Genomic DNA, 18,861 nt, shown 5'->3' on the forward strand with positions numbered 1-18,861 from the left:
AGATCATATGGCCGACACATCATCACGAACCAAGGCGCGCCAGCCGCGCGGCTTTGTCGACCGCTCGCCGGAAGACATCCGCGCCGCCGAGAAGATGATGGCGAAGATCAAGGAGGTCTTCGAACTCTACGGTTTCGAACCCGTCGACCAGCCGCTGATCGAATACACCGACGCGCTCGGCAAATTCCTGCCCGACCAGGACCGGCCCAATGAGGGCGTGTTTTCCTTCCAGGACGACGACGAGCAGTGGCTGTCGCTTCGCTACGACCTGACCGCGCCGCTCGCCCGTTATGTCGCCGAGAATTTCGAGCGCCTGCCGAAGCCATACCGCAGCTACCGCGCCGGCTGGGTGTTCCGCAACGAGAAGCCAGGACCGGGCCGCTTCCGCCAGTTCATGCAGTTCGATGCCGACACGGTCGGCACGCCGGGCGTGGCCGCAGACGCCGAAATGGCGATGATGATGGCCGATGTCATGGAGGCGCTGGGCATCAAGCGCGGCGACTATGTGATCCGCGTCAACAACCGCAAGGTGCTCGACGGCGTGCTGGAGGCGATCGGCCTCGGCGGCGACGAGAATGCCGGACGCCGGCTGACTGTACTCAGGGCGATCGATAAGCTGGACAAGTTCGGCCCAGAGGGCGTGCGCCTGCTGCTCGGTCCAGGCCGCTGGGACGGCGGCAGGGAAGGCGATGGCGATTTTACGAAGGGCGCCGCGCTGAGTGATCTTCAATCTTCGTACCTGCTGGCCGTAATTCTAAAGCAGCCCTATCTTGATGCCGGGCCAAGCCAAGACGTTGCTCGTTGGAACCAAACTCTTCAGTCTAATGCTGCTGAATTGGGTTTCAGGGAACTAGATGAAATCCACGCTCTAGTGACGGCCGCCGGTTACGGTCCCGACCGTATCCGCATCGACCCCTCCGTCGTGCGTGGCCTCGAATACTACACCGGTCCCGTCTACGAAGCCGAACTGCTGGCCGAAATCCCCAATGAAGAGGGAGTAATCGTCCGCTTCGGCTCGGTTGGCGGCGGCGGGCGCTATGACGGGCTGGTGTCGCGCTTCCGCGGCGAGCCGGTGCCGGCGACCGGCTTTTCCATCGGCGTCTCGCGCCTGATGACGGCGCTGAAGAACCTCGGCAAGCTCGACACGTCCGACGTCGTCGCCCCGGTCGTCGTGCTGGTCATGGACAGGGATACGGATAGCCTCGGCCGTTACCAGAAGATGGTGTCGCAGCTTCGCCAAGCCGGCATCCGAGCCGAAATGTATCTCGGCGGCGCCGGCATGAAGGCGCAGCTGAAATATGCCGACCGGCGCGGCTCCCCTTGCGTGATCATCCAGGGCGGCGACGAGCGCGCGAAAGGCGAGGTGCAGATCAAGGATCTGATCGAAGGCGCGCGCCAGGCGAAGGCCATCGCCGACCATGCCGAATACAAGGAGGCGCGGCCGGGCCAGATCACCGTGCCGGAGGCGGATCTGGTCGCCGAGGTGCGGAAGATTCTGGACGCGCAGGCGAGGGAACGTAGCGGTGGCAAGTAGGCGCCGGCGCCTTACCCTCCCCCTTGTGGGGAGGGTCGATCCGCGCAGCGGAGCGGGGTGGGGGTGGATGCGGTTGAGCTCCATTCTCAATCACTCCCACCCCGGCGCGTGCCGCACCGACCCTCCCCACAAGGGGGAGGGTAAGAAGTGACCTCCCGCTACCCGGCCATCGCCCCGAAAATCCTGGCGCTCTTCGCCGAGCGCGGCGCGGACCCCGTGGAAGTTGCGGTGCTGCAGCCGGCCGACCCGTTTCTCGACATGGCCGGCGAGGATTTGCGCCGCCGCATTTTTCTCACCGAAAGCGAGACCGGGCAGACGCTGTGCCTGCGCCCGGAATTCACGATTCCCGTCTGCCTCGACCACATAAGCTCGCAGGCCGGCACGCCGCGCCGCTACGCCTATCTCGGCGAGGTGTTCCGGCAGCGCCGTGAAGGCGGCAGTGAATTTTTTCAGGCCGGCATCGAAGACCTCGGCGAGAAGAACACGGCCGAAGCCGATGCGCGCTCGGTCGCCGACGCGCATGCGCTGCTTGCGCTCGCCCTGCCGGGCCGCGACCTGAAAATCACGCTCGGCGACCAGACCATCTTCGAGGCCGTGCTGGCCGCACTTGGGCTGCCGCGCGGCTGGCGCATGCGGCTCGCCCGCGCCTTCGGTTCGGCAGACATGCTGGCGGCCGCCCTTGCCGACCTCGCCACACCGCCGCGAAGCAACTCACTGGCCGAGCCGGTCGCCTCTCTGGTGGCCGGCGGCGATGCCGAAGCGCTCGCCACCCACATCGCCGCGGGCATGGAAGAAGCCGGCCTGTCGCCGTCCGCCGGGCGCACTCCGGACGAGATCGCCCGCCGGCTGATCGAGCGGGCCGAACTCAGGAGCGTGCGTCTCTCGGCCGAGGCTTTTGACGCGCTGAAGGCCTTTCTGGCCATTCATGTCCCGCTCGCCGACGCGGCCGGCGCGCTCGAAAAATTCGCCGCCGGGTCGGGGCTATCGCTGGGGACGGCGCTGAAGAATTTCGCCGCCCGCGCCGCCGCGATTTCCGCCTACGGTCTGCCAGTTGAAGCTATCCACTACGACGCCGCATTCGGTCGCCCGCTCGATTATTACACCGGCCTGGTGTTCGAGATCGCCGTGCCGGACTCCGACCGGCCGCTGGTCGGCGGCGGCCGCTACGACCGGCTGCTGACGCTGCTCGGCGCGCAAAAGCCTATACCCGGTGTCGGCTTTTCGGTCTGGCTCGACCGCATCGAGGCGCTGCGCGAGGGCGGCAAATGACCATCACCCTCGCAATCCCCTCAAAAGGCAGGCTCAGGGAGCAGGCGCTGGAAGTGCTGGCGAAGGCCGGCCTCGCCGTCAGCATCCCCGGCGACGACCGCAAATACCGCGCCCGCGTCCAAGGCCGCGACGACATCGAAGTTGCGTTCCTGTCGGCATCGGAGATCGCCGGCGAGATCGGGCAGGGGACCGTCGATCTCGGCATCACCGGCGAGGATCTGCTGCGCGAGAATCTCGCCGACTGGGAATCGCGCGCCGAAATCGTGGCCAGGCTCGGCTTCGGCAATGCCGATGTCGTCGTCGCGGTGCCGGAAATCTGGCTCGATGTCGACACAATGGCCGACCTCGACGATGTCGCCGCCGACTTCCGCCAGCGCCACGGCCGGAGGCTTCGCATCGCCACCAAATACTGGCGGCTGACCCAGAACTTCTTTTCGCAGAAACACGGCATCCAGGTTTACCGCATCGTCGAAAGCCTTGGCGCAACGGAAGGGGCGCCGGCGGCAGGGTCGGCGGATGTTGTTGTCGACATAACCACGACCGGCTCGACGCTGCGCGCCAACCATCTGAAGGTGCTGCAAGACGGCGTCATCCTGCGCTCGCAGGCCTGCCTGGCGGCCTCGCGAAAGGAGCGCAGCGCTGCCGACGAAAAGGCCGTCCGCTCGATTTCGGCCGCGCTCGCGAAGCTGGCGTAAAACTCACGCCGCCTGGGGCAAAAGCGCGCCGCGCAGGCCGCGCATGATCCCGGCGAGTTCGACGCATTCGTCATGCCTGCGGCTGTTGCGCCGCCATGCCAGGCACACGGTCCGCGACGGCATCGGCTCCATGAACGGTACGATCTTCAAATCGCGCATATCGCTTGCCGGCCCCATCGCCATTTCGGGTATGAGCGTGACACCGAGCCCGTGCGCGACCATCTGGAGCAGCGTCGTCAGGCTGGTGGCGCCGTAGCTCGCCATCGCCACGGGTTTGACGCTGCCGCATACCGACAGCGCCTGCTCGCGCAGGCAATGGCCTTCCTCGAGCAGCATCAGCCTTTCCAGCGCCGGGCTTTCAGGCGGCACCGGGGGCGAGGCGAATTCCGGATCGTTCGCAGGCACCGCCAGGAAGAAGCGGTCCTCGAACAGCGCCTCCGTGACCAATCCCGGAAAATCGAGCGGCATGGCGGCGATGAACCCGTCGAGGCGGCCGGCCGCGGTTTCCTCGGCCAGGGATGCCGTCACCGCCTCGCGCAGTTCAAGCACCAGCCCGGGATAGCGCGATCTCACTTCGGGCAGCACATGCGGCAGGAGATAGGGCGCGATGGTGGGGATGATGCCCAGCCGGAACCGCCCCTCCATCGCGGATCGGCTGCGCCTGGCAAGGCTTTCGATGCCGCGTATCTCGGCCAGGACAGCCTCGATGCGCGGCAGCAGCGTTTCCGCTTCCTGCGTCATCCGCACGGCTTTTCCGCCCCGCTCGAACAGCCGGCAGCCGAGCCGCGCCTCCATTTCCGAGAGCTGCGCAGACAAGGCCGGCTGGGAGACGCCGGCGAGTTCGGCGGCGCGGCCGAAATGCAGGGTCTGGGCCAACGCCTCGAAATACTGCATCTGCCGTATGGTTAGCTTTATCATAAGGAAAAACTATCGAGCCCAATAGAAAAGGCAATTTGTTTTTATCACCCAGCCGCTCTACGCTGGAATCATTCCAGACTGGCCTGCCCCCCGTTCCGGCCGTCGGACAAACAATCACAGAACACGATCGGAGAAGAAAATGGACGCAAAAACTGACGAGAATGCCGGCAAATGCCCGTTCACAGGCGGTAGCCGCGGACGCTCCAACCGCGAGTGGTGGCCGGATGCGCTGAGCATCGAGATGCTCCATCGGAACTCCGACCTGTCGGATCCGATGGGCAAGGATTTCGATTACGCCGAGGAGTTCAAGAACCTCGACCTCGATGCGGTGATCAAGGACCTGCATGCGTTGATGACGGATTCGCAGGAGTGGTGGCCGGCCGACTTCGGCCACTATGGCGGTCTGATGATCCGCATGGCATGGCATAGCGCGGGCACCTACCGCATCACCGACGGTCGCGGCGGCGCCGGCGCGGGTCAGCAGCGCTTTGCGCCGCTCAACTCCTGGCCGGACAACGCGAATCTCGACAAGGCGCGCCGGCTGCTCTGGCCGATCAAGCAGAAATACGGCCGCAGGATCTCCTGGGCCGACCTGATGGTCCTCGCCGGCAACGTTGCGCTGGAGTCGATGGGCTTCAAGACCTTCGGTTTCGCCGGTGGTCGTGCCGACGTGTGGGAGCCCGAAGAACTCTATTGGGGTCCCGAGGGGACTTGGCTGGGCGACGAACGCTACAGCGGCGAACGCCAGCTATCGGAGCCGCTCGGCGCAGTCCAGATGGGCCTGATCTACGTCAATCCGGAAGGGCCGAACGGCAATCCGGATCCGATCGCGGCGGCCAGGGACATCCGTGAGACTTTCTTCCGCATGGCGATGAACGACGAAGAAACCGTCGCGCTGATTGCCGGCGGCCACAGCTTCGGCAAGACCCACGGCGCGGGCGATCCGTCGCTGGTCGGACCGGAGCCGGAAAGCGGCGCCCTTGAGGATCAGGGCCTCGGCTGGAAGAGCAAGCACGGCACGGGCGTCGGCGCCGACGCCATCACCGGCGGCCCGGAAGTCACCTGGACGCAGACGCCGACGAAGTGGAGCAACCTCTTCTTCAAGAACCTGTTCGAAAACGAATGGGAGCTGACGACGAGCCCTGCCGGGGCGAAGCAGTGGAAGGCGAAGAGCAGCGAGCAAACCATTCCGGACGCCTTCGATCCGTCGAAGAAGCACGTTCCGACCATGCTGACCACGGACCTTTCGCTGCGCTTCGACCCGGAATACGAAAAAATCTCGCGGCGCTTCTACGAAAACCCGGCCGAGTTCGCGGACGCTTTTGCCCGCGCCTGGTTCAAGCTGACGCATCGCGATATGGGTCCGCGCGTCCGCTATCTCGGGCCGCTCGTTCCGCAGGAGACGCTGATCTGGCAGGACCCCGTTCCGGCCGTGGACCACCCGCTGATCGACGAGCAGGACATTGCCGCGCTGAAGGCGAAGACCCTCGCCTCCGGACTGTCGGTGCCGCAACTGGTCTCGACCGCCTGGGCGTCGGCCTCGACCTTCCGCCGCTCCGACAAGCGCGGCGGAGCAAACGGCGCGCGCATCCGCCTCGCGCCGCAGAAGGACTGGGAGGTCAACCAGCCGGCCCAACTGGCGACGGTGCTGCAGAAGCTCGAAGCGATCCAGCAGGAGTTCAATGGTTCGCAGTCCGGCGGCAAGAGGGTTTCGCTTGCCGACCTTATCGTTCTCGCCGGCTCGGCTGCGGTCGAGAAGGCCGCGAAGGACGCTGGCGTCGACGTGGCGGTTCCCTTCGCACCGGGCCGCACGGACGCTTCCCAAGAACAGACGGACGTTCAATCCTTTGCGCCGCTGGAGCCGCGTTATGACGGTTTCCGCAACTATACGAACAGCAGCAAGCCTAAGTTCATGCAACCCGAGGAAGCCCTGGTGGATCGGGCGCAATTGCTGACGCTGACGGGGCCCGAGATGACGGCGCTGCTCGGCGGTCTGCGTGTGCTCGGCGCCAATACAGCGGACTCCAGGCACGGCGTGTTCACCAAAAAGCCCGGTACTTTGACGAACGATTTCTTCGTCAACCTGCTCGACATGGGTACGCAGTGGCAGCCGCTGGCCGGCTCGGACGGCGTTTATGAGGGACGCGACCGTAAGACGAACGAGTTCAAGTGGACCGGCACCCGCGTCGACCTGATTTTCGGTTCGCACTCGCAGTTGCGCGCTTACGCCGAAGTCTATGCCACGGCGGACTCCAAGGAGAAGTTCGTGAAGGACTTCGTGAGGGCGTGGAACAAGGTGATGAACGCCGACCGCTTCGACCTCGAAGACCGCCCGGTGGCCTCGGTGACGCCGCTGCGGGAAGCGGCGGAATAATCCGCCACGTCAAGACGCTGACAAGCGGACAGGCGCGGAGCGATCCGCGCCTGTTTTTCTTTTGCGGACGGGCCAACTAAATCTTTTGCGCAGTGGACTGGCGGCGGCTTGTGCGGCGCGCGCCCGACAGGTAGGCAGGCGTTCTCACGGGTTCACCGAAATAGGGAATACCATGCGACTTGGTGGAAGGTTGGCGGCAGCCATCGAAGTGCTCGATGATATCGAGAAAAGGCGCCGGCCGGCAGCCGATGCTCTGAAGGACTGGGGCCTCTCGCACCGCTTCGCAGGGGCGGGCGACAGGGCCGCGATCGGCAACATCGTCTACGACGCGCTGCGCCGCAAACGTTCGGCGGGCTGGATTCTGGGCGACGACACGCCGCGCGCCATCGGCTTCGGCGCGCTGCTTCTGGAATGGCGCGAAACCGCGCAATCGCTGAATCAGGCGCTCGAGGGCGACCGCTTCGCCCCGCCGCCATTGAACCCTGACGAACTGAACGCTATCGCCTCGCGCTCCCTCGATGAGGCGCCCGAGGCTGTCCGCGCGGACTGCCCCGACTGGTGCGCGCCGCTTCTGGAGCAGGCCTTCGGCGCGGATTGGGTCGAAGAGGGCAAGGCGCTGGCCGCGCGGCCGCCGCTTGACCTCAGGGTCAACACGATCAACGCCAATCGCGACCGCATTCTCGGCGAACTGTCCGGCATGGGCGCCGCCCCGACGAACATCGCCTCGCAGGGCATTCGGATCCCGCCGATCGACGGCAGCGGCCGCCACCCCAATGTGCAGGCCGAACCGGCTTTTCAGAAGGGCTGGTTCGAGGTGCAGGACGAGGGCTCGCAGATCGCGGCCGAGCTTGCCGGCGCCAAGCCTGGAATGCAGGTGCTGGATTTCTGTGCCGGCGCCGGCGGCAAGACGCTGGCTTTGTCCGCCATCATGGAAAATCGTGGTCAGATTTTTGCCCACGACGCCGAGAAGATCCGGCTTGCGCCGATCTTCGACCGCATCAGGCGGTCGGACAACCGCAACATCCAGATCGTCACGAAGCCGGCAGAGCTTGCCACCTTGCAGGGTCATATGGACATCGTACTGATCGACGCGCCGTGCACCGGCAGCGGCACATGGCGGCGGCGGCCCGACGCGAAATGGCGTCTGACGCAGCGACAACTCGACGTCCGCAAGGCGGAGCAGGCGGCGATCCTCGACGCCGCCAAGGTCCATGTGAAACCGGGCGGACTGCTGGCCTACATCACCTGCTCCGTCTTCGACGAGGAAAACCGCGACCAGGTCGGCCGCTTCGCCGCGGATAATCCTGTTTTTTCCGCCGTCGATCATCAGGCGCTGTGGGAAAGCCACTTCCCGGGCCACGCGGACGCCGCCCGCATCGCACCTGACGGCGGCATCGTGCTGACGCCCGCGCGGAGCGGCACGGATGGCTTCTACTTCGCCGCGCTTCGTCGAGCCGGCTAACGCATAATCCCGAAAAGTTTGCAGATTTTTCGGATCAGATCATGCGGGCATCGACACCCTGGAACCTGCTCCATTCCGATCCATCGAAGTGGGACAGGTTCGATTGTTGCATTGCAACATTCCCCCGCCTTTGCGATAAAGTCGGACTGAACAACGAGGGCATGGCAAATGGATGCGACGATCGTGTCGGCTCCCGACTATGAGGAGCGCGTGAGGAAATCCTTCGCGCGCCAGAGCGTCATGACGACGATCGGCGCCGAGCTGACGGTGGTGACGCCCGGCACCGTCGAGATCGAGATGGCCTATTCCGGGGCGCTGACGCAGCAGCACGGTTTTCTTCATGCGGGCATTATCTCCACCGCGCTCGATTCGGCCTGCGGCTATGCGGCATTTTCGATGATGCCCGAAAACGCAGCGGTCCTTACCATCGAATTCAAGGTCAACCTTCTCGCGCCGGGCAAGGGCGAACGTTTTCTGTTTCGCGGTTCGGTCACAAAGCCCGGCCGCACAATCGTTGTCGCCGACGGCCAGGCATACGCCTTCGCGGCGGACGGCGAAGCCAAGCTTATCGCCACCATGACCGGCACGATGATGACCGTGCTTGGCCGCGACGGGATGGAAGGCTGAGCCCGTGGCTGAGAGCGTCGCCGGCAGATCCGTACTCTTCGTCATGGCCGTCGATGCCGAATACGGCCCGCATCTCCGGCGCCTCATTGCGCCTCTCATGATCGGCGTCGGCCCGGTCGAATCCGGCGTCGCCATGGGTGCGGAGCTGGCGCGGCTGCACGCCCAGAGCGAACTTCCCGACCTTGTCGTTTCGCTCGGCTCGGCCGGCAGCCGCACGCTCGAACAGACCGAGATCTACCAAGCCGTCTCGGTGTCCTACCGAGACATGGATGCTTCGGCCCTCGGCTTCGAGAAGGGCGCAACGCCCTTTCTCGACCTGCCGGCCACCGTTTCCCTGCCGCTGCGCGTACCCGGCATCCGGGAAGCGACCCTGTCGACCGGAGCGGCGATCGTCTCAGGCTCGGCCTATGACGCCATCGCCGAGGACATGGTCGACATGGAAACCTTCGCGGTGCTGCGCGCCTGCCAGCGCTTTGGCATCGAGCTGATCGGCCTGCGCGGCATTTCCGACGGCGCGGCCGAATTGAAACACGTCTCGGACTGGACCGAATATCTGCACGTCATCGACGAAAAGCTGGCTGCGGCGGTCGAAAGGCTGGAGACCGCAATCGAGAACGGCGCGCTGCGGATCGAAGGCAAAACAACGCTTTAGAGCCGCGCTTCGATTCAACGGATGGAACGGGCTGCCTTCGGCTCATTTGTCGGATGAAGGATTTGAATCGGCGCGTGAGCCCGGTGAATCGGATTCTGCGAACGGCGCGCCAACCCATTGCGCCGACTCAGTCTTTTCTTTAAATGCCCGCCATGAAAACCTCCAATCACCCCGACACCGTCCTCATCATCGATTTCGGCAGCCAGGTGACGCAGCTCATAGCGCGTCGCGTGCGGGAGGCCGGGGTCTTTTCCGAGATCGTGCCCTTCCAACTGGCCGATGAGGCGTTCCGGCATATCCGGCCGAAAGCCGTGATCCTATCCGGCAGCCCGGCTTCGACCGTCGACATTGGAAGTCCGCGGGCGCCTGACGCGGTCTTCAACTCCGGCATCCCGGTGCTCGGCATCTGCTACGGCGAGCAGACCATGTGTGCGCAGCTCGGCGGCAAGGTCGAGGCCGGGCATCACCGCGAGTTCGGTCGCGCCTTCCTGGAGGTCGCGGAAGACAGCGCACTCTTCGACGGCGTCTGGGCCAAAGGCACGCGGCATCAAGTTTGGATGAGCCATGGCGACCGGGTGACGGCGCTACCGCCGGGCTTCCGCGTCATCGGCACTTCGACAGGCGCTCCCTTTGCGGCGATTGCGGACGAGGAGCGCAAATTCTTTGCCGTCCAGTTCCATCCCGAAGTGGTGCACACCCCCGACGGGGCAAAACTCCTGCAGAATTTCGTCCACAAGATCGCCGGCATCGAAGGCGATTGGTCGATGGCCGCTTATAGGGAAAAGGCGATCGAGACGATCCGCAACCAGGTCGGCAAGGGCAAGGTGATCTGTGCGCTGTCGGGCGGCGTCGATTCCTCGGTGGCCGCGCTCTTGATCCACGAAGCCGTCGGCGACCAGCTGACTTGCATCCTCGTCGACCACGGCCTGATGCGCAAGAACGAGGCAGCGGACGTCGTTTCGATGTTCCGCGACCATTACAATCTGCCGCTGATCCTGGTCGACGCGGCTGACCGCTTCGTCGGCGCGCTGGAAGGGGAGGCGGACCCGGAAACAAAGCGCAAGACAATCGGTCGGCTTTTCATCGAGGTGTTCGAGGAGGAGGCCAAGAAGCTCGGCGGGGCGGAGTTCCTGGCGCAGGGTACGCTCTATCCGGACGTCATCGAGAGCGTTTCATTCACCGGCGGCCCGTCGGTGACGATCAAGTCGCACCACAATGTTGGCGGCCTGCCCGAGCGCATGAACATGAAGCTGGTCGAGCCGCTGCGCGAACTGTTCAAGGACGAGGTGAGGGTGCTCGGCAAGGAGCTCGGCCTGCCTGAGCATTTCATCGGCCGCCACCCGTTCCCCGGTCCCGGCCTCGCTATCCGCTGTCCGGGCGGCATCACGCGCGAAAAGCTCGAGATCCTGCGAGAGGCTGATGCGATCTATCTCGACGAAATCCGCAAGGCAGGTCTCTACGACGCCATATGGCAGGCCTTCGCGGTGCTGCTGCCGGTTCAGACGGTCGGCGTCATGGGTGATGGACGCACGTACGAATTCGTCTGCGCGCTGCGGGCGGTGACATCGGTCGACGGAATGACCGCGGATTTTTACCACTACGACATGAGCTTCCTCGGCGCCGCCGCCACCCGCATCATCAACGAGGTGCGCGGCATCAACCGCGTCGTCTATGACGTGACAAGCAAGCCTCCAGGGACGATCGAGTGGGAATGAGGGGGCAAACGGCGGCTATGGCGTAGTTTTCGGGCAGCGATTTTCGCTGCCGCGCAGTTGCCGTTCTGTTTCGTTTCTCACCTCCGCTGCACTGGGCGTTCTTTCTCTCTGAACTCGCAGGTTCGATCTGCGCCCAGGCCCGGATGATGTAAAGCGGTTCAAAGGGCGAGAGGGCCGGCATATCTCCAAACGCACGGGCCTCAACCAGAAAGCTCAGCCAAGTAGCAGGCCGCCGAGCGCCTTGGCGGATGCGATTGTGTCCCCGACCTGGTCTAGGAGGGCGCTACGCTGATCCTGCGCGAGTACAACCCTACGCACCGGCGCGACACAGACTGGCGAAGTTCACCGCAATATCGGCAAGGGTGACCTGGCCCAGCCTCTCGATGAGAAGTGCTTCAGCTTTCTGCAGCGCGTCCTTCAGCGCCATGTTCACCCCACGCTCGACTGCGCAGTTGGGATGGGGATTGTCGACGCCAATCGCAAACACATGGGAGCCGCCAACAGCGCGATGAACGTCTAGCAAGGTGGTGGTTTTCAAGTCGCACGAAATCGACCAACCGCCGCCCCGACCTGTGACCGAGCGGACATAACCGGCCTTCCTCAGGCCGGCCATCGTCCGGCGGACCACCACTGGGTTCGTCTCCAACATTGATGCGATCTGCTCCGAACTCAGCGGACGGTCGTGATACGCCATGTGCAGCAGGACATGGAGCATCCGAGACAGACGGCTATCTATTCTCACGCACCAACCCCGTGTTCGAGGATTCTACGCTGCGGACTTCGCGTTTCGGCGTTCAGCGAGTATCTGCTCGAGCAGATACATTGTGACCATCGGCCCGACAGCTGTGCCCGCCGCCGAGGCGTGGGCAAGATGTGCCACAGGGTCGTTCGCATTGCCGATGGCGAAGACGCCCGGCCTGCTTGTGCGCCCCATCTTGTCCGTTAAGGCGAGGCCGGACACATCGACGTCGCAAAGCTTTGCGGCGAGGGAGGACGCGGCCTTGATGTTCGCGGCGATCCACGCTGCGTCGCATGGAACTTCGCGTCCGCTCGCCGTCGAAACCGCTACCAGCTTGCTGTTGTCATGGACTAGTCCGGTCACCTCGTCGGAGACGATTGAAATGTCGAGGAGCCGCAGGCGTTCGGCATCCGCTTCATTCAGCATGGCTCGCGAAAAGACGGTCACGTCGGGGGACCACATCCACACCCACGATGCCATGTGCGCCAGACGCTCGGGCAATCCAAAGACCACGAACCGTTGCCCGCGAACTTCATGTCCATCGAAACAGGGACAGACCCGCACCTCGTTCCCCCATTGCTCCGGCATTCCGGAGAGAGGAGGAATCTCGTCGATCACCCCCGTCGCCAGGATGATTGTGCGAGAGATGACGCTGGAACCCTCGCTCTCGACCGCAAAATGGCCGTTTTCCAGCGGTGTGATGGCGTTCACGCGTTCCTGCCTGATCTCGGCGCCGTAACGGACGGCTTCCGCGCGAGCCTGCGACATGAACTCCGCCGTCGAACGGCCATCGAAGCCGAGATGTTCCCGAACAGTCGCGACGGTGAAAATCCGCGGGGGACCGCCGTCGAAGACGATTGTCGATCGTCCCGCCCGTCCGAGAAAGAGGGCCGCGCTGAGGCCGGCGACGCCGGCACCGACGACCACGCAATCCACGATCTTGTTCATAACTCCGTTCCTCATTCCTGGGGGCAAGGATAGCGGTTCGTTGCTTTCGTTACAACAAAAGTTACGGGATGCAAGCCCACCGTCTTGAGGTGCGCTGATATTCGGTACCGGCTCCCGGACTGAGGTGGAGACGACGTGGTCGCTCGATTCCATCGTGATTGACGGCAACGGAACGGGCGAGATCGTCCGCCGCCGATCCCGCACAGACCAAGCCAATCATCAGTTCAGAGCCGACTTTCTCATCGGTATCCGCCAAAACCAGACATTCGAACTTGCATGGGAGCCTGAAAGCGACCCTTACTGCCCTTACCGTCGTCGGAACAATCGCCGGTACAGAAACTGCGGGGTGAGCGATCAGCGCTTGTCCGCCGGCTGGATTCTAATCGTCGAGGGGGATGCGGGCGATGACCTTGATCTCAAAATCGAAGTCCGCCAGCCAGTTCACGCCCACTGCGGTCCAGTTCGGATAAGGCGGTTCGCCGATCACCTTCTCGCGGACAGCCATGATCGTTTCGAACTGGCGTTCCGGATCGGTGTGGAAGGTGGTGACGTCCACCACGTCATCGAACGTGCAGCCGGCGGCCGCCAGCACGGCGTTCAGATTGTCGAAGGCGAGCTGGACCTGCCGCGGGAAGTCCGGCTCGGGCGATCCGTCCTTGCGGCTGCCGACCTGGCCGGAGACGAACAGGAGGTCCCCCGAGCGGATCGCCGCCGAATAGCGGTGAACGTTGTAAAGTGCATGTCGATAGGCAGGGAAGATTGCGTCGCGTTTGGCCATGGCGTTGCCTTCCTGTAATTGAGATGAGTTGTATCTTGCCGCCGCCCGGGCCGCACCTCAGTAGAGGCGCGCCGAGCATGGAAGTAGCTTGCCGGCTTCGGCGCTGCTGTTCCGGGATCTTGGCCGCTGTCGCAAAGTTGTGGCCCCCAGAAGCGTTGGCGGACGAGCCTTCCAATTGGCCGGGCGAGAATGCCGCCAGCCACTCCGTCACAGCCGCGCCAGTTCCTCGTCTGTGAAATCCGCCGCGACCGCGATGTCCTTCTGCCTGTCGAGCTCCTCGATACGCCCACCGAGTGCCTTGCGGATGCCGGCATAGGCCTCGGCGCCGAGCACCAGCCGCTTCGGAAGTGGACCATCCTGATCGGCAAGCCTGATCATTGCGTCCGTCATGCGGTCGGGGTCGCCCTTTATCACCCAGGAGCCGCGAAGAGCCTCGCGGACCTGATCGGCGGGAGTTCCTTCGTAGGCCGCGAGCGGCTTGGTTTGCGAGAGATTGCCGCCGAACCCGGTCCGCGCCGGCCCGGGTTCCACTAGGGTGAACTCGATCCCGAAGGGAGCGGCCTCCTGGGCTACGGATTCAACGAACCCCTCGATGCCCCACTTGGTCGCGTGGTAGAGGCTGAAAGCCGGATAGGCGATCTGGCCTCCCTCGCTCGATACCTGAAGAATCCGGCCGCCATCCTGGCTGCGCAGATGCGGCAACGCCGCCTGGACGAGTGTGTTCGAGTCGATGAGATTGGTGTCGATGATGTCCCGGACCTGCACATCGCCAGCCTCTTCCGCCGCGCCGAGCAGGCCGTAGCTGGCGTTGCTGACAATGATGTCGATCCGAGCGGACGCGGCGAAGGCGTGGTCGACGCCGGCGCGGACCGAGCTCTGATCATTGAGGTCCATTGCGACGATGCGAAGTTGTTGGGGGTAGGGTGCACGCTGGTCGGGAAGTGCATCCCCGCTGCGGCTGGCGCCGACAACGCGGTCGCCCCTGATCAGGGCCTTCTCCGCCAGCAGCCGGCCTAGGCCGGACGACACACCCGTTATGAGCCAGGTCTTTTCCATTTCTTATATCTCCGAGTTGATACAGGCAGGAGAGATAGGGCAACCGCATTGCGCGTATTAGCCGTTGAAATCGGCATGAGGTGATGCAAAATTCCCATCAATGTCCCGCCCGTCGCTTAACGATCTCACCGCCTTCGTGGCCGTTGCCACGCACCGCAGCTTCCGCCGCGCAGCCGACGAGATCGGCACGGCACCTTCCACATTGAGCCATGCGATGCGTGCGCTCGAGGAACGCATGGGCGTGCGCCTTCTGAACCGCACCACACGCAGCGTCTCGCCGACGGAAGCTGGTTTCCAGTTGCTCGGCCGCCTTCAGCCGGCGCTCGCCACGTTGGACGAGGCGCTCGACAGCGTCGTGGGGTTCCGGGGCAATGTCGCAGGAACGGTCCGCATTAACGCACCGCGATTGGTGGCCGGGCTTCTCGTGCGGGAGGTGCTTCCGCGGATGGCGGAGCGCCATCCGGACGTGACCGTGGACATCGTCGTCGAGGGGCGGCTTGTCGATATCGTGTCCAGCGGGTTCGATGCCGGCGTGCGCCTCCTCGGATCTGTCCCCAAGGACATGATCACCGTGCCGCTTGCACGTGCGTTGACGTTCCTCTGTGTCGCATCGCCCGCCTATCTCGATCGCTTCGGCGAACCGGGAACCCCCGAGGAATTGCAACGCCACCATTGCATCGGCCACCGGATGCCCAGCGGCAAATTCTATCGATGGGAGTTCGAACGCGCCGGCCAGGAACTGGTGATAGATGCAAACGGCCCCATCGTGCTCGATGACGAGGAACTGATGGTCGATGCCGCAATAGAGGGTCTGGGCATAGCCTATGTGGCGGATTGGGCGGCCGAAGCGGCCTTGTTCAACGGCCGGCTACGCAAGCTCCTGACCGCGTGGATGCCCGCTCCGGAAGGGGTTGCGGTTTATTATCCCGGACATCGAGCCGTGCCGCCGGCACTGCGGGCTTTTCTTGATGTAGTCAAAAACCTGCGGAAGAAGGAACCTTGATCAGATCAACGTAGCAGCCGCGCTATGACCGTCCCTTGGACCAGACCGGCGGATGCGGCACGAAGAGGATTCGGAGCGCTCAGTTCATCGCCATCACGCCAAGAACCAGAGTTCTGTCTCTGATCGCAGTGGCGTCACAAACCCACATTCGTCCAGCCCTGTCAGCTCGTACTTCGTTAGCTACGGCTTCCCGGCTCGAAGGCGCACGGAGGTCTTCGGCCAAAAGCTCCGGCTGCTCTAACGCTGCGAAATGTCCACCGCGCGGCATCTCGGTCCAGCGGACTACACGCAGCCCGCGTTCAACCCAAGAGCGCGGCGGGGGAGGCAATTCCTTGGGAAAATGCGCGACGGAGAACGGCACCTCGACCGGTGGGAAGTCGGCCAGCGCGATGGGGTTCAAGCGGTTCTCCTTGTAAATCCGCAGCGACGCGTCAAGGCTGTTGCCGAACCAGTAGATCGAGATGATCGTCAGCAGCCGGTCGAGCGGCACGACCCTTTCGAGATCGCCGTCGTGGTCGGTCCAACCGATGAATTTCTCGGCGATCCAGGCCGCCAGCCCGACCGGGTCGCGGTGAACTGCGGGAGCCGGTTCAGCCGGCGTTCCTGTGCGCGCCAGTCGAACTCGTCGCGCCAATAATCGAGCAAGCGGTGCATGAAAGGCAAGCTGACTCCATCCTCGGCACCGCTTCAGAAAAGGGCTCCGGGAAGCCTGGCACCGCGCAGTCGCCGCTGCAGATCATTGATTTGATCGTCTGAGATATGGATTTTGAATGGGCGCATACAGTCTGGGCCTCTCATCGATAGGCCGGTCGAGCCCGTTATCAGGGTCATCACTCCGTCAGTTTCCTAGATTGCCTTGCAAAATCAAAACATCGCTTTTGCCTTTCGGGAACAACCTCCAGCGCCGATTTACACCTTCCCGCGAAACCGCGTGATCCTGGACACCGCTCCGGCGATCCGCATCTTTTCTGCCTGGCAGTGTCGACGACCCAGGTGTCTTTGCCAACAGCGGAGCCACTCTGGAGGTGGCCGCCGCTCGTCACCACGCCCGTGACGTCGTCGGCCCAGAGTTGCCAGATCTCGGCCGGACTGGATCTGCCCGGCTTCTCCTGGGCATGCGCCAGAGGACGAGGACAGGGCAGTCCAGCTTGCGTCCCGTTGCGCAGTCCGCTTCGTCGTGGACAAGAGGTGCGGAAGCCGGGAAGAAAGCTGGCTCCGCGCCATTGCCGGATCCAGCTCCGGCATCTGCTGCTGCGGCCCGCGTCTGCAGGATCGTATCGCTGGTTCGGGTTCACGTCGACCCTCTCAGCCTTGTTGGCGGCCGTGCGGCGCGCCGATGTCTACCACCGAACTTTTTGCAAATGTCTGCAATGGGCCGCAATCCCGCTCGGGCATTTTCCACCGCAGGAGACGATTAAGGCCGCCGGCCGACTTGAAACTGCGCGCCCTCACGCCAACTCTCCATTCTAAGTTGCCGGCTCGAGCTCGCCCGCCGGCGGTTCGCTTCCGCGAATCGGATCAAGTGAAAACCAGCAAAAAGGCCGGTGCGCACAGGATGATTTTTTGCCATGTTCGAACTCCAGCCCTGATGGCCCTCTTCGCCGGCGTTGCCGCGGTGTCTTCGTGTGTCGAGAAGGAGGCTGCAACCGTGGCCGTTGCGCGCACGGCATTGCTCGGCCTGAGCGATGTCGACATACGAATGTGCGCAGGCTTCCCGTCGCGTACGGTCGACATCGAGTCCGGCCAGATCTGGACCTATGAGCGCGCCATCAATCGAGGCGGCTTGAACGTCGCCCTTCCCACCGTCGGTGTGGGCGCCTTCCCGGGGCTCGGCGGTTCGCTAAACGTAGCTCCCGGCGGCTATTGCAATGCCCAGGTGCGCTTCACCAACGGCCGGGTCGTCGATATCGCCTATGCCGGCGACAATGATCTGCCGCAGCGCCGCAATGCGCTCTGCACGACTGTCGTCGAGGAATGCGTGGCCTATGCCCGCAACCCACATCCCACCGTCAAGGGAAGGTAAGCGCAACATGCTGTGCTCTCACGTGAGCGGAGCGAATCCTCTGTAATGGCCACGGAGGGTATCGCCGCGCAACGTCTGCGGATCAAGGCGCTAGATCACATGCATCGAGCGCATGCGCCACGGCCTTGGTCAGCGCCTCCATCGGAATGCCGCCACATTTGTTACTCTCACCGTTCCATTTCCGGTGCCAAACTATCTCACGACCAACAACGAGCGAGCAGCGAATGGAACCGCGCTTCAGCTCGAGGCGTGGGAATTCGCCCAATCAGGAGGTTAAAAGCCATGACTACATCATCCGAAAACGGACGTGGACGGACCGCCATGCAAACACCATCGGTCGTGTCGCGGCAGGAGTGGGAAGCTGCGCGCCAGCGACTGCTCGGGAAGGAAAAGGCCCAGACCCGCGCCCGTGACGCTCTGGCGGCCGAGCGCCGGCGAATGCCATGGATGGCGGTGGAGAAGGAGTACGAGTTCGACGGACCCGAGGGCAAGGTGAGCCTGCTCGACCTGTTCGAGCGCCGCCATCAGCTGATCGTCTACCGCGCCTTCTTCGAGCCGGGAGTGTTCGGCTGGCCTGACCACGCCTGCCGGGGCTGCTCCATGGTGGCCGACCAGGTCGCCCACGTCGCCCACCTGAACGCCCGTGACACCACCCTCGCCTTCGTGTCTCGTGCGCCCCAGGCGGACATCGCACGGTTGAAAGCGCGCATGGGCTGGGAGATGCCCTGGTTCACCATCACGGACAACTTCGACGCGGATTTCGGCGTGGACGAGTGGCATGGTACGAACGTGTTCTACCGCGACAGCGACCGCGTGTTCCGCACCTACTTCATCAACAACCGCGGCGACGAGCAGATGGGGAACACCTGGAACTACCTCGACATCACGCCGCTAGGCCGGCAGGAGGTCTGGGAGGACTCGCCCGAAGGCTATCCGCAGACCCCGACCTACAAGTGGTGGAACTGGCACGACAGCTACGTCGCCGACGCAGCGCCCGACAAGAAGTGGATCGAGGTATCGGACGCCGGAGAGGCGGCGTTCCGGAATCAGGAAGGCACGAAACCATGA

At 63.8% G+C, this 18,861-nt stretch carries 18 protein-coding genes; 11 read left to right on the plus strand and 7 right to left on the minus strand.

The annotated features are described in order from the left end of the window. Positions 1 to 7 precede the first annotated feature (7 nt). From hisS to hisG, 3 genes are all read left to right on the plus strand, one after another. Entirely contained in the window at positions 8 to 1,534 is a 1,527-nt protein-coding gene (gene hisS, locus ABVK50_RS06225; RefSeq protein ID WP_353642384.1) for a histidine--tRNA ligase, read from the plus strand. 147 nt (positions 1,535 to 1,681) lie between these two features. Next, a complete protein-coding gene (locus tag ABVK50_RS06230; protein WP_353642383.1) occupies positions 1,682 to 2,803 on the plus strand; it encodes an ATP phosphoribosyltransferase regulatory subunit in 1,122 nt (373 codons plus the stop codon). After that, the gene (hisG, locus tag ABVK50_RS06235) at positions 2,800 to 3,498 is read left to right on the plus strand and encodes an ATP phosphoribosyltransferase (protein WP_353642382.1); all 699 of its coding nucleotides are present in this window, start codon (positions 2,800 to 2,802) and stop codon (positions 3,496 to 3,498) included. Before ABVK50_RS06230 ends, hisG begins: the two co-directional genes overlap by 4 nt. A gap of 3 nt (positions 3,499 to 3,501) precedes the next feature. On the opposite strand, the gene ABVK50_RS06240 is transcribed toward hisG, so the two are convergent. After that, positions 3,502 to 4,416 carry a hydrogen peroxide-inducible genes activator gene (locus ABVK50_RS06240; protein WP_353642381.1) on the minus strand — a complete coding sequence of 305 codons (915 nt, stop codon included), beginning with the start codon at positions 4,414 to 4,416 and terminating at the stop codon, positions 3,502 to 3,504. A 139-nt stretch (positions 4,417 to 4,555) separates the two neighbouring features. Here ABVK50_RS06240 and katG point away from each other — a divergent pair, with 139 nt between their 5' ends. The 5 genes from katG to guaA all read left to right on the plus strand — a co-directional run bounded on the left by katG (position 4,556) and on the right by guaA (position 11,246). After that, entirely contained in the window at positions 4,556 to 6,790 is a 2,235-nt protein-coding gene (gene katG, locus ABVK50_RS06245) for a catalase/peroxidase HPI (protein WP_353642380.1), read from the plus strand. A 172-nt stretch (positions 6,791 to 6,962) separates the two neighbouring features. Beyond that, complete coding sequence (locus ABVK50_RS06250; protein ID WP_353642379.1) at positions 6,963 to 8,252, plus strand: RsmB/NOP family class I SAM-dependent RNA methyltransferase; 1,290 nt, start codon at positions 6,963 to 6,965, stop codon at positions 8,250 to 8,252. 168 nt (positions 8,253 to 8,420) lie between these two features. Continuing rightward, positions 8,421 to 8,879, plus strand: coding sequence for a PaaI family thioesterase (locus ABVK50_RS06255; protein WP_353642378.1), 459 nt, complete (start codon positions 8,421 to 8,423; stop codon positions 8,877 to 8,879). A gap of 43 nt (positions 8,880 to 8,922) precedes the next feature. Beyond that, positions 8,923 to 9,531, plus strand: coding sequence for a 5'-methylthioadenosine/S-adenosylhomocysteine nucleosidase (locus tag ABVK50_RS06260; RefSeq protein ID WP_353646005.1), 609 nt, complete (start codon positions 8,923 to 8,925; stop codon positions 9,529 to 9,531). 152 nt (positions 9,532 to 9,683) lie between these two features. Next, complete coding sequence (gene guaA, locus ABVK50_RS06265) at positions 9,684 to 11,246, plus strand: glutamine-hydrolyzing GMP synthase (protein ID WP_353642377.1); 1,563 nt, start codon at positions 9,684 to 9,686, stop codon at positions 11,244 to 11,246. Positions 11,247 to 11,556: 310 nt separating this feature from the next. On the opposite strand, the gene ABVK50_RS06270 is transcribed toward guaA, so the two are convergent. From ABVK50_RS06270 to ABVK50_RS06285, 4 genes are all read right to left on the minus strand, one after another. Continuing rightward, positions 11,557 to 11,988 carry an Rrf2 family transcriptional regulator gene (locus ABVK50_RS06270; protein ID WP_353642376.1) on the minus strand — a complete coding sequence of 144 codons (432 nt, stop codon included), beginning with the start codon at positions 11,986 to 11,988 and terminating at the stop codon, positions 11,557 to 11,559. 24 nt (positions 11,989 to 12,012) lie between these two features. Further along, a complete protein-coding gene (locus ABVK50_RS06275) occupies positions 12,013 to 12,933 on the minus strand; it encodes an NAD(P)/FAD-dependent oxidoreductase (protein WP_353642375.1) in 921 nt (306 codons plus the stop codon). A gap of 379 nt (positions 12,934 to 13,312) precedes the next feature. Continuing rightward, a complete protein-coding gene (locus ABVK50_RS06280) occupies positions 13,313 to 13,711 on the minus strand; it encodes a RidA family protein (RefSeq protein ID WP_353642374.1) in 399 nt (132 codons plus the stop codon). A 207-nt stretch (positions 13,712 to 13,918) separates the two neighbouring features. Beyond that, positions 13,919 to 14,767 (minus strand): SDR family oxidoreductase, encoded by an 849-nt coding sequence (locus ABVK50_RS06285; RefSeq protein WP_353642373.1) that lies wholly within the window; start codon positions 14,765 to 14,767, stop codon positions 13,919 to 13,921. Positions 14,768 to 14,867: 100 nt separating this feature from the next. Between ABVK50_RS06285 and ABVK50_RS06290 the strand changes: the two genes are divergently transcribed. After that, positions 14,868 to 15,770 carry a LysR family transcriptional regulator gene (locus tag ABVK50_RS06290; protein ID WP_353642372.1) on the plus strand — a complete coding sequence of 301 codons (903 nt, stop codon included), beginning with the start codon at positions 14,868 to 14,870 and terminating at the stop codon, positions 15,768 to 15,770. Between the two features lie 79 nt (positions 15,771 to 15,849). Here the strand turns inward: ABVK50_RS06290 and ABVK50_RS06295 are convergent, their stop codons facing one another. Together ABVK50_RS06295 and ABVK50_RS06300 are read right to left on the minus strand one after the other, a co-directional pair. Then, positions 15,850 to 16,260: a hypothetical protein gene (locus ABVK50_RS06295; protein WP_353642371.1), complete on the minus strand. Its 411-nt coding sequence runs from the start codon at positions 16,258 to 16,260 to the stop codon at positions 15,850 to 15,852. Beyond that, the gene (locus ABVK50_RS06300) at positions 16,239 to 16,424 is read right to left on the minus strand and encodes an epoxide hydrolase N-terminal domain-containing protein (RefSeq protein WP_353646004.1); all 186 of its coding nucleotides are present in this window, start codon (positions 16,422 to 16,424) and stop codon (positions 16,239 to 16,241) included. The genes ABVK50_RS06295 and ABVK50_RS06300 overlap by 22 nt, the downstream gene beginning before the upstream one ends. Before the next feature lie 994 nt (positions 16,425 to 17,418). Between ABVK50_RS06300 and ABVK50_RS06305 the strand changes: the two genes are divergently transcribed. Together ABVK50_RS06305 and ABVK50_RS06310 are read left to right on the plus strand one after the other, a co-directional pair. After that, a complete protein-coding gene (locus tag ABVK50_RS06305) occupies positions 17,419 to 17,793 on the plus strand; it encodes a hypothetical protein (RefSeq protein ID WP_353642370.1) in 375 nt (124 codons plus the stop codon). Positions 17,794 to 18,075: 282 nt separating this feature from the next. Beyond that, the gene (locus ABVK50_RS06310) at positions 18,076 to 18,861 is read left to right on the plus strand and encodes a DUF899 domain-containing protein (protein WP_353642369.1); all 786 of its coding nucleotides are present in this window, start codon (positions 18,076 to 18,078) and stop codon (positions 18,859 to 18,861) included.

Origin of the sequence: Mesorhizobium sp. WSM2240 (genome assembly GCF_040438645.1) — a bacterium.
In the GTDB taxonomy this organism is placed as follows: Bacteria; Pseudomonadota; Alphaproteobacteria; order Rhizobiales; family Rhizobiaceae; genus Allomesorhizobium.

Bases quoted from the DNA above. Each gene is read 5' to 3' on its own strand.
- hisS (WP_353642384.1), top strand. From the start codon at position 8: ATGGCCGACACATCATCACGAACCAAGGCGCGCCAGCCGCGCGGCTTT.
- hisG (WP_353642382.1), top strand. From the start codon at position 2,800: ATGACCATCACCCTCGCAATCCCCTCAAAAGGCAGGCTCAGGGAGCAG.
- ABVK50_RS06240 (WP_353642381.1), bottom strand. From the start codon at position 4,416: ATGATAAAGCTAACCATACGGCAGATGCAGTATTTCGAGGCGTTGGCC.
- katG (WP_353642380.1), top strand. From the start codon at position 4,556: ATGGACGCAAAAACTGACGAGAATGCCGGCAAATGCCCGTTCACAGGC.
- ABVK50_RS06250 (WP_353642379.1), top strand. From the start codon at position 6,963: ATGCGACTTGGTGGAAGGTTGGCGGCAGCCATCGAAGTGCTCGATGAT.
- ABVK50_RS06255 (WP_353642378.1), top strand. From the start codon at position 8,421: ATGGATGCGACGATCGTGTCGGCTCCCGACTATGAGGAGCGCGTGAGG.
- ABVK50_RS06260 (WP_353646005.1), top strand. From the start codon at position 8,923: ATGGCCGTCGATGCCGAATACGGCCCGCATCTCCGGCGCCTCATTGCG.
- guaA (WP_353642377.1), top strand. From the start codon at position 9,684: ATGAAAACCTCCAATCACCCCGACACCGTCCTCATCATCGATTTCGGC.
- ABVK50_RS06275 (WP_353642375.1), bottom strand. From the start codon at position 12,933: ATGAACAAGATCGTGGATTGCGTGGTCGTCGGTGCCGGCGTCGCCGGC.
- ABVK50_RS06280 (WP_353642374.1), bottom strand. From the start codon at position 13,711: ATGGCCAAACGCGACGCAATCTTCCCTGCCTATCGACATGCACTTTAC.
- ABVK50_RS06285 (WP_353642373.1), bottom strand. From the start codon at position 14,767: ATGGAAAAGACCTGGCTCATAACGGGTGTGTCGTCCGGCCTAGGCCGG.
- ABVK50_RS06290 (WP_353642372.1), top strand. From the start codon at position 14,868: ATGTCCCGCCCGTCGCTTAACGATCTCACCGCCTTCGTGGCCGTTGCC.
- ABVK50_RS06300 (WP_353646004.1), bottom strand. From the start codon at position 16,424: ATGCACCGCTTGCTCGATTATTGGCGCGACGAGTTCGACTGGCGCGCA.
- ABVK50_RS06310 (WP_353642369.1), top strand. From the start codon at position 18,076: ATGACTACATCATCCGAAAACGGACGTGGACGGACCGCCATGCAAACA.